The sequence below is a fragment of the Sphingobium cupriresistens genome, assembly GCF_004152865.1.
In the GTDB taxonomy this organism is placed as follows: Bacteria; Pseudomonadota; Alphaproteobacteria; order Sphingomonadales; family Sphingomonadaceae; genus Sphingobium; species Sphingobium cupriresistens.
Window position 1 is genome coordinate 52,421 of record NZ_SEOO01000016.1, and the last position, 13,538, is coordinate 65,958.

General features: G+C 62.9%; 9 protein-coding genes and 2 pseudogenes. 7 read left to right on the forward strand and 4 right to left on the reverse strand.

Translation table 11 applies throughout. From position 1 onward, the window contains the following. Positions 1 to 12: 12 nt before the first annotated feature. Positions 13 to 1,140, reverse strand: a complete 1,128-nt coding sequence (locus EWH12_RS11235; protein WP_129926613.1) for an IS5 family transposase — start codon at positions 1,138 to 1,140, stop codon at positions 13 to 15. A 252-nt stretch (positions 1,141 to 1,392) separates the two neighbouring features. Then, a complete protein-coding gene (locus EWH12_RS11245) occupies positions 1,393 to 2,742 on the reverse strand; it encodes an IS1380-like element ISSp1 family transposase (protein WP_422917728.1) in 1,350 nt (449 codons plus the stop codon). Between the two features lie 547 nt (positions 2,743 to 3,289). Between EWH12_RS11245 and EWH12_RS11250 the strand changes: the two genes are divergently transcribed. The 5 genes from EWH12_RS11250 to EWH12_RS11270 all read left to right on the forward strand — a co-directional run bounded on the left by EWH12_RS11250 (position 3,290) and on the right by EWH12_RS11270 (position 8,305). Further along, entirely contained in the window at positions 3,290 to 3,559 is a 270-nt protein-coding gene (locus EWH12_RS11250; RefSeq protein ID WP_100239764.1) for a hypothetical protein, read from the forward strand. Positions 3,560 to 3,704: 145 nt separating this feature from the next. Further along, on the forward strand, positions 3,705 to 5,780 hold the full coding sequence (locus EWH12_RS11255; protein ID WP_165363616.1) for an FUSC family protein: 2,076 nt from the start codon (positions 3,705 to 3,707) through the stop codon (positions 5,778 to 5,780). Further along, on the forward strand, positions 5,777 to 6,001 hold the full coding sequence (locus EWH12_RS11260) for a DUF1656 domain-containing protein (protein ID WP_015449300.1): 225 nt from the start codon (positions 5,777 to 5,779) through the stop codon (positions 5,999 to 6,001). Before EWH12_RS11255 ends, EWH12_RS11260 begins: the two co-directional genes overlap by 4 nt. A gap of 1 nt (position 6,002) precedes the next feature. Then, positions 6,003 to 6,902, forward strand: coding sequence for an efflux RND transporter periplasmic adaptor subunit (locus tag EWH12_RS11265; RefSeq protein WP_129926616.1), 900 nt, complete (start codon positions 6,003 to 6,005; stop codon positions 6,900 to 6,902). Then, a complete protein-coding gene (locus EWH12_RS11270) occupies positions 6,896 to 8,305 on the forward strand; it encodes an efflux transporter outer membrane subunit (RefSeq protein ID WP_015449302.1) in 1,410 nt (469 codons plus the stop codon). Before EWH12_RS11265 ends, EWH12_RS11270 begins: the two co-directional genes overlap by 7 nt. A 232-nt stretch (positions 8,306 to 8,537) precedes the next feature. Here EWH12_RS11270 and EWH12_RS11275 read toward each other — a convergent pair. Both EWH12_RS11275 and EWH12_RS11280 read right to left on the reverse strand, forming a co-directional pair. Next, positions 8,538 to 10,919 (reverse strand): annotated as a pseudogene (locus EWH12_RS11275) (Tn3 family transposase); the annotation flags it as partial. Then, positions 10,915 to 11,912: pseudogene (locus EWH12_RS11280) on the reverse strand (IS3 family transposase); the annotation flags it as partial. The pseudogenes EWH12_RS11280 and EWH12_RS11275, both read right to left, overlap by 5 nt. 782 nt (positions 11,913 to 12,694) lie before the next feature. Between EWH12_RS11280 and EWH12_RS11290 the strand changes: the two are divergent. Together EWH12_RS11290 and EWH12_RS11295 are read left to right on the forward strand one after the other, a co-directional pair. Beyond that, positions 12,695 to 13,003: a hypothetical protein gene (locus tag EWH12_RS11290; protein WP_129926617.1), complete on the forward strand. Its 309-nt coding sequence runs from the start codon at positions 12,695 to 12,697 to the stop codon at positions 13,001 to 13,003. A gap of 147 nt (positions 13,004 to 13,150) precedes the next feature. Then, the gene (locus EWH12_RS11295) at positions 13,151 to 13,504 is read left to right on the forward strand and encodes a copper-binding protein (RefSeq protein WP_157225237.1); all 354 of its coding nucleotides are present in this window, start codon (positions 13,151 to 13,153) and stop codon (positions 13,502 to 13,504) included. Positions 13,505 to 13,538 lie beyond the last annotated feature (34 nt).

Below are 13,538 nucleotides of genomic sequence, written 5' to 3' on the forward strand. Positions count from 1 at the left end.
TGAGCGACACGATTAAGCCGCGGCCAGAAGTTTGGGCAGTCTGATGAGGTTGTAGGCGGCAGCGGTGAGCGTAAAGGACCATCCGACGCGGTCCTGGCCTCGATGGCGGGTCTTTCGCATGGTGCCGCAGGTCTTCGTCCATCCGAACACCTCCTCGATCCGCTTGCGGATTTTCTGGGAGAGGCCGTAGCCGGGATGGCGTGTCGTGCGCCTGTCGATGGCGGAGCGCCGGTTGGTGTTGTTCTGGGCTACGTGCGGGGTGACCTCCATCTCGCGCAGCGCCGTGACGAAGGCGGCGGTGTCGTAGTTCTTGTCCGCGCCCAGTGTAATCCGGTGGCGTCCTTCCATGCGGCCCAACATGGTCAGCGCGGCCTCGCGTTCGGCGGTGCCGGTGGCGTGGGTGAGGATCGCATCGACGACGAGGCCGTTGCGGTTCTCCATCAGGACATGGCCCATGTGGCACAGCTTCGCTGCCTGGCCGCGCGCCTTCTTGAATAGTCGGGCATCAGGATCTGTGGTCGATGCATGGGTTGTATTGCTGCGCTTCTCGCCGCGAAAATCGCGTTCGGCATTACGGTCGGTCGGCGCTGCTGCCTGCTCGCTGCGGCTGGAAGCCAACCCGGCGTCATCGTCATCTCCGGGGCCGCCTTCATCCTTGGGTCTGAAGCTTTTCGCGCTTGCCCACGCTTCGATCAACGTGCCGTCCACCGAGAAATGATCGTCCGAAAGAAGAGCCTGCACGCGTGGCTGGTTGATGATGGCCGACAGGAGCTTGGCGGCAACGTCCCCGGACAGCAGCCTCTCGCGGTTCTTGGTGAAGACCGTGACATCCCAGATCGGCGCATCCATCGCCAGGCCGACGAACCAGCGAAAGAGCAGGTTGTAGTCCATCTGCTCCATCAACTGGCGTTCCGAGCGGATCGAATAGAAGGCCTGCAGGAGCAAGGCCCGAAGAAGTTTCTCGGGTGGGATCGACGGCCTCCCGATACGAGAATACAGGCCGTCGAAGTCCGCGGACAGCACTTCGAGCGCTTCATCGACAATCGCCCGGATCGCGCGAAGAGCATGGTTCGCCGGCACCCGAGCCTCGCAACTCACGTACGAGAACAGCCCCTCGCTCCGTTCATCACCGCCGCGCATCCCGATCCCTTCAACATCCCTCTACGGGATCCTGGAATCAGCAATGCCACATCAAGGCAAGCGCCTTTTTCCGCAGCCTGCTAACCTCTCTTATTCACGACGCTCGGTTTCAGGCCCGCTCTGGGCATTTGCTGCCGCTGGCGGTGTTGCGCGGACGACCGGCATCGCTGGCGTTTGTTTCACCGCGATCGGATTGATGGGCTTTTCGGGTTGAAGGGCTGGGCTCGGAGTTCTGCGGCGCTGCCGCATGGGCTACGTCGGCGCAGGCTTGAGCCGAAGAACGAGGGCGCGGAACAGGTCGGCATCCGGACAGGCCGAAGCGAAGGCAATGCGGATGCGGCTAGCACTTTCTACGACGCGCGCAGCGACCTTGAGCAGCCGCAGGCGCAAGGTTGTAAACTCGGCGCTTGCCAGAGCAGTGGTCCTGGGCATCACCTGCTGGATGCGCCATAGCAGCCAGTAGGCGGCAGTGTGCAGGATCAGGCGCATCTGATTGGCATTGGCCGAGCGGCACGAGGTGCGATCACTGGCCAGCTGGGCCTTGTGCCGCTTGATCAGGTTCTCGGCCTGCCCGCGCGCGCAGTAAAGCGTATCGTAGATGTGCTCGGCTGAGGCCCCGGTCAGCGACGTGACGACATAGCGGATGTCCATGCCCAACGTGCTGGCCTCGATCCGTGCAACGACGCGACGCTGGCACTTCCAGGTCTTTGCCCCATAGCGGGTCTCTGCATAGTTGCGCAGGACGGGACACTGACGCTGGGCGCGCTTGACCGCGCAGGCATCGGCGACCGCAACAATGGCGGGATCGGCGCGCAGCGCTGCATTGGTGGGCAGGCCGAACACGTAATCGACGCGGGTCGCATCGCAGTAGGCCATGACCTCGGGTCGACCATAGTGCCCGTCGCCGCGGATGGTGATGTGAGTATCGGGCCAGTTACGGCGCAGGTGACGCACCAGGCGTCGGATGTGCCCCGCCGCCTCTTTTCCAGAAGGCGTCTTGCCCGTGCGCAGCAGCATGGCCACCGGCCTGCCGGTCGCGGTGTCGTAGATATGGATCGGTAGGAAGCAGCGCTCCCCATGATGCCCGTTCCAGAACGAGAGCTGTTGATAGCCATGCACGACGTCGCACGTGTCGTCGATATCCAGCGTGACCGCTGTCGGTGGGGCGGGATAGCTGGCGCAGTAGATGTCGATCATCGCGGCCATCATGCTGGCCAGTTCGCGCGTAGTCGGTGCATTTTCCCACCGGCTCATCGTCGGTTGGCTGGCCAGCCCCGCGCCCGATTCCGGCAGCTTGCCGAGCGCCAGGCGGAAGCCTGGATCGTCGCGCAGAGCATCGAGATCATCGGCATCCTCATAGCCGCACGCGATCGCGAACACACGGGCACGCAGAATGTCATCCAGGCGATGGATCACCCGCGCCGTATCGCGCGGATCGGCAATACAAGCCGCCAGGCGCTGGCAAATCCCCATCGCGCGCTCGGCCTGTGCAAGCAGTAGAACACCGCCATCCGAGGTAAGCCGGCCACCGTCGAACGCAGCTGTTATTTTCTTGCGGCCGACTGCTGGGAATCCAAATGAGCTTGCGATATCGTCGTTCATGGCGGGTGTGGCCTGTGGCATTTTCTGCCCTGCGGCAGGTTCGGCTTAGACACCCAGTTCCTAATTCAGATCAGAGGCTTACGCCACTCCCGCCAACCCTTCAGGACACTTTTGGTGAATAAGGCGGGCTAAAGGAAAGCACTGATGGCAACGCAGATCTGGATCTATCCTGCCCTCATCGCGGTTCTAGGCCAGAATAGACGGCCGAGCTTTGCTGAAATGCGCAGTTTCGTTCGACGAGCCCGGCGTGAAGCCGCTGCAGCTGGGGGTTCGGACGTAGCACGCCGAGGGAAGGTGCGTCGCCTGATCGAAGCGGCTTTGAAAGCGCCAACTCCTCAGTTGATAGCGGACGAATAGGCGCTTCCTACTCTCGCTTTGCGAACGCCCCTGCGTGCTATGCTGATGCCCCGTTTGCGCGACCTCAGAGTTTTTGCGCTTAACCTGCAAAAACATTCGTTTGCGACGCAGTGCGCATTCTTTCACCCTGCTTCTATCAAACCATGAAGATAGCTGGTTGCGAGCGAGCATCGACAGGAGAGGATGCCGCATGAAGAGGTTTATGTCGGGCGACCCTGCTACACAGGCCGTTTTTACATGGTCGCGGGCTCTGTGGACGCTTCTGTTCGCTGGGCTCGCCTTTGCTCTCTATTGCCTCAGCGAATATCGCCTCCTCAGTGAGGAGCAGACTATGCTGCTGATTTTCCTCGCCGTACCGATCGCCGCATTCTTTGTGTCGGGCAAAGGGCAGGACATGTCTGATGGTTCGAACAAGACAGACCAGGGCACCAATTCGCGCGCGTCCACAAGAAAGAATTAAACGCAAAATATTTGCGCTTATCCATTAATATTTTGATTTACGGTTTAGGGCGCTGGCTCGGTTAAAGAGCTTTCTCATATCCATGGGAGGTAATGACCACGGTCGCTGTCGATCGTGACAATCCCGTTTGTCATGGTTGTCAGTGATGCTTGTTGCGTTTGCAGGCGGGAAACGCCTGCCAGCCTCTCCCTTGGTGGTTGACCCCCAGAAGCTGCTCTTCTCGCTCAGCAGCTTGCTGGCGGCAGCCGCTACGTTGGCCATAGCCTTCTCAGCCAGTTTGCCGCGCCCCTGGTGGGCTCTGTTGACGGTATACGTTACCGCTCAACCCATGGCCGGTGCCTTTCGGCCCAAGGTTCTCTACCGTCTGGGCGGCATACTAACCGGTGCCGCTGTCACGATCCTGCTCGTTCCCAACTTGCAGAACTCGCCCGAACTTCTGGTCTTGTGCCTCGCGGCCTGGACAGGTTTCTGCATCTATCTTGCGGTTCTTGATCGCACCCCGCGTGCTTTCCTGTTCCAGATGGCGGCGTTCAGCTCAGCGGTGATCAGCTTTCCGTATCTCGATGATCCGGGGAATATTTTCGAAACCACGGCCGCGAGGGTGCAGGAGATGACGGTTGCTATCCTGTGCGTGACGGCGGTTCATGCGCTGCTCCAACCCTGGAGCGCGACGCCGGCTATTCGCGCCCGTGTCCAATCTTTTTTGGGTCACGCCCGCCGCTGGACGGCAGAGGCGCTTGGCAGTCAACATACCCGTCTCGAGGACGCGCATCGCCGCGCACTGGCGGCGGACGTCACCGAACTCGGCATGATCGCGGTCCATTTGCCGTTCGATCAGCGCTGGGCTCCCGCGACTCGGCGACGGGTTACGGCCTTGCAACAGCAGCTCGCCACCGTCCTGCCACTTGCCTCGGCTGCGGCGAACCGGCTCGACCGCCTTCGCGAAGCTGGCGATCTCCCCCCGGAGCTCGAAGCTTTGCTGGCCGACGTCACCGACTGGCTGGATGATGAGCAAAGCGAGCTGCACCGGGTGGGATCGCTGGTGCGGCGGTGCGAGGCGCTGGCGGCTGCCGCTGAGGCGCGCGGCGACTGGAACGACCTGCTGACCGCGAGCGCCTGCATCCGCATCGCCGAGTTCCTGACCGCATTGGCCGCGAGTCGAAGGCTGGCGGACAGGATCGGGTCACCGGGTCGGCCCAGCGCTAAAATTCTTGCCGCAGAATCCTTTTCGCTTGCCCGCGATCATGGCGTCGCTGCGCTCGCGGGCCTGGCGACCGCCACGGCAATCGGGCTCTATTGCGCCGTCTGGATCCTGCTCGCCTGGCCTAATGGATCGGCGACCGCGGCCTTTGCCGCGCTCATTACCTGTTCTTTTGCCGCACAGGACGATCCCGCGCCGGTGATCGGTCGCTATCTCGTGGCGACGCTCAAGACTTTTCCGTTGGCGGCCCTCTATCTTTTCGTGATCCTGCCCCGGGTCGATGGCTATGAAATGCTGATCGTCACCCTGGCGCCAGCCTTGCTGTGGATGGGCTATATCCAGGCCGATCCCGCACGTTCGCCGCAGGCATTGCCGATGTTCTCCTGCTTCATTGTCGCCATGGGCTTTCTCGCGCGTTTTCAGGCGGATTTTGCACTGTTCATCAACACGGGGTTGGCCCAGCTGGGTGGAATTGTAGCGACGCTTGCCGTCACCCGCATGTTCCGATCGGCCAATGTCCTGTGGACCGCCCGGCGTATCCTGCGCGCGAACTGGGGTGAACTGGCCCTACTTGCGGACATTCGTCGGCCGTTCCGTCCGGACCGCTGGACGGCAAGAGCGGTCGATCGGCTCGGGCAGGTGGCTGCACGCATGGCGGTGGCACCCGCCGGCGATAGACTCCGTGCCGCTGACGGTCTGGCGGACCTCAGGATCGGCCGCAACATCATTCCGATCCGCCGGGCGCTGTCTCATGTCCCGCATAACGTGCGGCACCGCCTGGGCGCGGTACTTGCCGTGCTGGCGGTGTTTTATGGGGATCGCTGGCGCCATGGCCATGCGGATGCTCCGCCGCCCGGCTTGCTCGATCCGATCGACCGGGCCTTGGAAGCGCTTCTCAGCCTGCCGCTCGATGAGCATCGCCGGCCTGCCTTGCGGGCGCTGGTAGGGATGCGCTGCAATCTCTTCCCGACTGCCGCTGCGCCCCATATCGTTTCATCAAGAGCTGGGGAAAGCGCATGATCGAGGAGATCAATGTGCTCGGCGTTTATATGCCGGCGGCGCTCGCCTGGGGCGTGCTGGCCGCGGTGCTCGTCTATATTGTGCGCGGGCTCCTGCAGCGCCTGCCGGGCTATCGACTGCTCTGGCACCCAAGCCTGCTCGAGCTCGCTCTCTTCATTCTGCTGTGGTGGGGCCTGAGCGCGCTCGCCGATAGTGTCCTCTACCGATGGGTCGCGTCTTGACATGTTGCACCGACAAAATCTCCTGCGATCGCTCGCCACGCTCCTCGTCATACTCGTAGTTCTGGGGGGGATATATGCACTGTGGCTGCGCTATCAGGTCGAGCCGGTCACGCGCGATGGCAAGGTGCGCGCGGACATGGTGCCGGTGGCCGCCGATGTCAGTGGGCTCGTCACCGAGGTGAAGGTCGCCGACAATCAGAAGGTCCGAAAGGGCGAGATACTCTTCATCATCGACCGTCCGCGCTACCGGCTTGCGCTGGAACAGGCCGAGGCCAACGTGGCAAGCCAGCGCACCGCGCTCGCGCAAGCTGTCCGTGAGGATCGGCGCAACCGGGCCATGCCCGAAGTGATCGCTGCTGAAGTGATCGAACAAGGCACGGCGCGGGTCGAAGGACTGCGGGCGACGATTGGTCAGGAGGTGGCAGCGCGCGACCTGGCTCGCTTCAATCTGGAACGAACCATCGTGCGTGCACCGGTGGACGGGACCGTGTCCAACATGTCGCTCCAGCCCGGGGTCTATCTGACGGCCGGCAAAGCCGCGTTAGCGCTCGTCTATGACCACTCGCTCCGGGTGGAAGGTTATTTTGAGGAAACAAAATTGCCGGCGATCCGCGTCGGCGACCGTGCAAGCATCTACCTGATGGGCGTTGCTGACGAGATCGAGGGGCATGTTCAGAGCATTGCGGGCGGTGTCGAGGATCGCGAGCGGGCCGGAACCGACGGGCAACTGGCTAATGTAAACCCGTCCTTCACCTGGGTTCGCCTCGCGCAGCGCATTCCCGTGCGTGTCACGATTGATAGAATACCGCCTAATGTACGGATGATTCCGGGCCAGACGGCCACGGTTGTCGTTCATCCGCGCGATGATGGGCGCAGCGTACACCGGAGCCTGCCATGGTAAGGCGCGCGCTGGTGCTGGCGGCTGCAGCCGCGCTGGGCGGCTGCACGGTGGTCGGACCCGATTATCATGTGCCTGACGCCGCGATGGTGAAGGCACCTGCGGCGCAAGGCGCGTTTCAGTCGATAGGCGCGGCCACGACGCAGGAACCGCTGCCCGATCATTGGTGGCGGCTCTACGAGAACCCGACCCTCGACCGGCTGATCGAACAGGCATTCGCCGCCAATACGGATCTGCGAGTGGCCGAGGCCAATCTCGAACGCAGTCTGGCCTTGCTCGACCAGCGCAATGCGGGCCGGGAAATTCAGGGCAGCGCGAACGCCGAAACAAGCTGGGCCCAGCGCTCGGCGGAAGCCGAGTTGAGCCATGTGAAGCCGCCGACGCGGCAAATCTACAATATGGGCATCGGGGCCAGCTATGATCTCGATCTGTTCGGCGGAATAAAGCGCGGGATCGAGGCAGCAAGTGCCGATGCCGACGCTGCCGTGGCGGCGCGCGATCTGGTGCGTGTGACCGTCGCGGCCGAGACGGCGCGCGCCTATGCCGACATCTGTAACGCGGGCTATCAGCGCGATGTGTTGGGTCGTGCGATTGCTGTCCTAGAGCAAAGTGTTCGATTAACCCGGATCATGGTGTCGCATGGACGCGCGGCACCCTATGAACTGGACCGGCGACAAGCGTTGCTCGAAGCGAGCCAGGCCCGGCTCCCACAATTGGTGGCGCGCCAACGCAACGCCCTTTTCCGTGCCACAGCGCTGGCCGGTCGCATGCCGAGCGACGCGGACCCCGGCCTGTTGGCGTGCCATGCCCCGCTTGCGCTGACACGCATGATCCCCGTTGGCGACGGTGCCGCGCTGCTCAAGCGTCGGCCCGACATCCGCATGGCCGAGCGCCGGCTCGCCGCGGCGACGGCGCGGATCGGCGTCGCCACGGCGGATCTCTATCCAGACATCCGCCTGGGGGCATCGATCGGCTCCACGGGGGCTGCCGCCGATTTCCTGTCACCGCTTACCAACCGTTTTGGTCTCGGGCCGCTGATCAGTTGGACGCTCAACCGACATGCCGTTCGCGCCCGCATTGTGGCAACTGAGGCCCAAAGTCGCGGCGACCTCGCCGCGTTTGACGGCGCGGTGATCAAGGCGTTGCGAGAGGTTGAGACGGCGCTGACCAATTATCAAGCTGGGCTTGAGCAGCAGGAAAGCCTGGATCGTGCATCCGAAGATGCCATGCGAGCAGCGATGCGGATAAGTCAGTTGCGGCGTGGAGGCAAGATCGCCGCGTTGCCCGCGCTCGAGGCTGAACGTGATCGGATCGCGGCGGATCAGGCGGCGGCCGAGGCGCGCGCGGCGATCAATGACGATCAGATTACGCTGTTCCTCACACTTGGCGGAGGCTGGACCAACTGAAACGCGATGTGATTTCCTCTGCCGTCAGAACCTGGGCTGCCACGTTTGCTGCTGGCGCGTGCGCGCAGCCTTCCAGGATTCGCTGACCGACGACCGCAGTACAAATTCGGTGATGCCGAACCCGGTTCCCGCTCATTTCTCCTCGACGGTGCGATCGAGCGTGAGGCTCCCCACCTTGCCATCGTCGGGGGTTGAGTAGCAACGGAACAGAAAACCTACATAAGGCGCGGCTTCAGGCATCGTCGATGCCCGTGACGCTGGGATCACGGAGCGGCCGCAGCTCGCCGCGCGCGACCATGTCGGGGATGGTGAAGGCGTAGCGCCCGAGCATGTTGATGTTTTGGGAGCCGAGCGGCGAGAGGCGCGCGACGTCCTCGTCGAGGATCACATGACCTTCGGTGCGGAGCTGGTTGAGCGCGGCGTCGATGTAGATCGTGTTCCAGAGCACGACCAGATTGACGACGAGCCCAAGCGCGCCGAGTTGATCTTCTTGCCCTTCGCGGTAACGCTGACGAAGCTCACCGCGCTTGCCGTGGAATACGGTGCGGGCGAGCTGGTGACGGCTCTCGCCCCGGTTGAGCTGGACCAGGATGCGTCGCCGGTAGGTTTCGTCATCGATGAACCGCAGCATGTAGAGCGACTTGATGAGGCGGCCAAGTTCCTGGAGCGCGCGCGCTAGCTTGGTCGGGCGATCGTTGGTCTGAAGGACACGGGTGAGCCCAGTCGCGCGCACGACGCCGAGTTTCAGCGATCCGGCCAGGCGCAGCAGGTCATCCCAGTGCTCGACGATCAGCTTGGTGTTGATCCTGTTCGACGCGAGGTCGTCCAGCACACCGTAATCGGCCTTTCCATCGACACGCCAGAACCGCGCGCCGCCGATATCGGCGATGCGCGGCGAGAACTGGAGCCCGAGGAGGTAGAAAACGCCGAAAATCGTGTCGGTATAGCCGGCCGTATCGGTCATGATTTCGCTTGGCCGCAATTCGGTTTCCTGGTCGAGCACGACCGCCAGCAGATGGAGGCTGTCGCGCAACGTACCGGGGACCGTCACGGCATTCAGCCCGGAAAAACGGTCGGAAACCAGATTGTACCAGGTGACGCCGCGTTCGCGCCCGAAATAGCGCGGGTTCGGGCCGGCGTGGATCGTGCGGACCGGCACGGTGAATCGCAGCCCATCGGCCGAGGCGACCTCGCCGCCGCCCCAGGCACGGGTCAGTGGAATCCTGTTATGCGCGGCGACCAGTAGCGCGTTGGCCGCCGTCAGCGTTTCGGCCCGCATGAAGTTCTGCTTCACCCAGCTCAGCCGCGACCGGCGCAAGGCGGGGACCTCCGAGCGGACAAGCGGCTCGAACCCGGTATTGGTTGCCTCCGCGACAAGCACTGCACAGATCGTGGTCGCTATATCCTCAGCGCGCGCATTGCCCTCACTGGCATGAGTGAACGCTGCCCCGAACCCCGTTCGCGCGTGCATCTCCAGGATCAGCTCGGGGAGATCGAGCCGCGGCAGTCGCGCATCGATCGCATTATGCAGGTTGGTGAGGCTCAATGGCTCGTCGATCTTATCGAGCGGTGCGATTGATAGGTCGGCGGCGCTCGCGGTCTTCGTAATTGTCACCGCATCGTTGTCCGGCACGCGCGCGGCTGTTTCGCGGTAGGCAAGATCGAGCCGCGCCGAAAGTTTGGCGATTTCCTCGTCGCCAGCGACCGCCACGCCGACCGTGCGGCATACCGTCGGTCGCGCCGCCTCCCAGCCAGCTCCCGTCAGTAGGCCCTTGCGAGGATCGGCATAGCGAAGTGAGCGAACGGGAAAGACGTCGCGGCGACGGATGGCGCGGCGTAGTCGGTCGAGCGTACAAAGCCGGTATCCGATCAGATCGAATGCACCGTCCGCGGTCTTCAGCTGGCGGGCCCAGGCCTTGGGTACGAAAGATGTTGGTACCGGTCCACGGCGCTTTTCACCCTGGTGAACTCTCCGCAGGTGATCGACCGCGTCCAACAGCGGCTGCCCCGCTGGCGCCGCCGCAAGATCGAGCCCAGCAAGCATCTTCGGCAGATAGCGCATCGTGCCAGTCTGCTGGCGCAACTCGACGAAGTAGCTCTCGTCGGTCGGCCGGGCGAGCAGGTTCACCTGCGCGACGGCCTCGGTCAGCGCTGCCCGGTCGACGAGCGCGAACACGGCTGCGCGGACCTCGGTGTCGCCGATACTGTCATCGAGCAGCACCGCCCCGACATCGCGAAGCCGGAGCGATGCGGCGTCGAGATCGCGCAGTGAGCGCATCCGCGCCTCCTTGGCGTTGATGCGCGCATTGGAGAACATCTTGGTCGACACGGCGTCGAACAGGTCGATGACATCGTCGCTGGCCGACGCTTCAAGCGTCCGGATGAAGGCAACCAGGGTCGCCGCGCGGCGATCGTCCGGCAACCGGGCGACGGCCTGCGCTTTCGCGGCGCCGGCAAATCGCGCTAATGCGGCGGCCTTGCCGGGCGGTACGCGGTCGAGTTCGGGCAAGCCTGTGGTGAATGTACGGATTTCGGTCAGTCGGTCGATGGCCCGGCTGATCTCAGGGCCGCTTTGCAGATATGGCCCATCACGGAGTCGATCGAGCGGGCTTTGGCTTGTGCAGCACCGTGGCGCTGTCGCAGCCCGATGCGGCCAGTGCCATGTCCAGCGTGTCAGTCACGTCCTCGGCGCGCATGTTGGTGCACAGTTTCCAGGCGATGATGTAGCGTGAGAAGTCGTCGAGCACGGTCGACAGGTACATCCAGCCCCACCCGATGATCTTGAAGTAGGTGAAGTCAGTTTGCCACATCTCGTTCGGGTGGCTGGTCTTGGTGTGGAACTGGTCGGCAGCCTTGATCACGACATAGGCTGGGCTGGTGATGAGGTCATGGGCCTTCAGAAGGCGGTAAACCGTGGCTTCCGACACGAAGTAACGCCTTTCGTCGGTAAAGCGCACCGCCAGCTCCCGTGGGCTCAACTCGGACTGCTCCAGCGCCAGTTCGATGATCTGATCATGGATGTCAGGCGGGATCCGGTTCCATACGCGGCTCGGTGCCGATGGCCGATCCTCCAACGCCTCCGGTCCGCCTTCGAGGAACCGGTCGTACCAACGGTAGAACGTCCGGCGTGCGATCCCCAGCTTGTCGAGAGTGAGCTTCGCCGGCAGATGCGACTGCTCGACGAGCCGGATGATCTCGAGCTTTTCAGATGCGGGATACCTCATTCGTCGTCGCCCCCATCCGCGATCATGCTTTTTTTGAGCAGACGGTTCTCGAGGGTCAGGTCGGCCACGCATTCCTTCAAAGCGCGGGCTTCGCGGCGCAGGTCCTGCACCTCGCCGCTGGTCGCGGCACGAGCCGTGTCACCCGCCAGGCGTCGCTTGCCCGCTTCCATGAACTCCTTCGACCAGGTGTAATACAGGCTCTGTGCAATGCCTTCCTTGCGGCATAGTTCGGCAATGCTGTCTTCGCCGCGCAGCCCATCGAGCACGATGCGTATCTTGTCTTCGGCCGAGAAGTGCCGCCGGGTCTGCCGCCGGATGTCCTTCACCACCCGCTCAGCAGGGGCCTTGGCAGGCGATTTTTTCAAGGAGTGTTGGGACTTCATCTTCGTTCCTTCGTCACTACGACGAAGCCCCAACACTCCTTAAATCACAACCTCAAATCTGTGCCATTGGTGCTGACGGGGAACAGTCAATCTCCTCAGCGCCTTCCTCGACCGAGGCTCGCCGGCTCTCCACCTGCAGGGTGGAGAAGTAGATGTCATGATCTCGCTTCAGCAGCTCCCCGGCTTGTTTCAGAACTCGCTCTCCATCGGAGCTGAAGTCTCGAACGATGATGTGGCCCGACAGCACGTTCTTGCCTGAGGCGAGGCTCCAAGCATGAGGAGGCCCACGGCCGGACGTTGCTGCGACATTCGTTCACGTGCGGAGGCGTTATCGCATCCCTGGGGAAGCCGCTCCTAAGGAGGAGGCTCGAAGCGGTGCTTTCCGCAGCCGACAGCGGGCTGCAGCGTCATTTGTCCGTTCCCGCGCGCGTTGCGGCCGCTTCGAAATCTCTGTCCCGCAGGTCATCCAGTCGGGCTCCATCAACGCACAGGACGCGGCGCAGGCGCCGGTGACTGGCGGTAGTGGTGGGCGGTGGTTTCCGACAGCAAGCGAGATTTGCGGTCGCTGCAACAAAATAGCGCTTGACTTTCCAACGGTGGGAAGGACCATATGAGGGGGAGAAATCGCGAAAGTGGAAATCTCTTTCATGGATCTGAGTCTACAAAGGGGGAATGCTTATGGCAGCAGATGAACGTGTCCTCGCGATGGGTGCTCGCCGATTTCGGCGGGAACATGGGGTGCGGCCTTCCTTGACGCCCAGCATATGTGTATTAGGATCGTGATGAAGCTCATCGTGGCCATTCTTATAGCGCTGTCGTTCATCGGCAGCCCCGGTGCGGCGAGAGCCGCGCCGTCGGTAAGCTGTACGATGGCCGGCGCGGACGAAGGGATGGCCCCTGACCACGAGAAGATGGGCTGCTGCACGCCTGATTGTGCAACTCCTGCACCAGCAGCCGTCTTGCCGGGAGCAGATGTCGATGAGGACGCGGTAGATCCCGTTGCGCTCCTCAACGCGCGGCCGGAGCCTGGCAGCCTGCCGTCAATTATTCTGTCCACGGACGATCCTCCTCCGCGAGCTTTCTTCGCCTGATCAGTGTCTGCGCGGCGATGCTGCGCGGGGCGAGTCGCGCATTCAGCGCTGTCTCGAAGATAAACACGTAGAGCGCGTCTCCTGCGGCCGAGCATCATGCTTGGGCCTGCCGACGCGAACTGCGTAGGACGCGAAGAAAGTACGAACATGAACATGATTATGAAGGCGGGCGTGCTCGCCACGCTTGTTACGCTTGCTGCCTGCGGCGCCGAGGACGCGAGCAGGAGCGGCACCAGCGAAAATGCTGCGACCGCTGGAGCAGCTCCGGCGGCGAGCGCCAGCGAGTCGCACTCCGGCACCGGCACTGTGAAAAGCATCTCCGGAAGCGACGTGACGATCGCCCATGAGGAGATCAAGTCGATCGGCTGGCCGGCTATGGAGATGACCTTCACGGCCGCCGATCCGGCGCTGGCGAATGGCATCAAGCCCGGTGACCGTGTGTCATTCGCTTTCACCAAGGGTGATGGCGCGACGACGCTGACGTCGATCTCAAAGCAGTGACGGATGAGGTGCGGTCGCGTCCGTGCGACCGCAC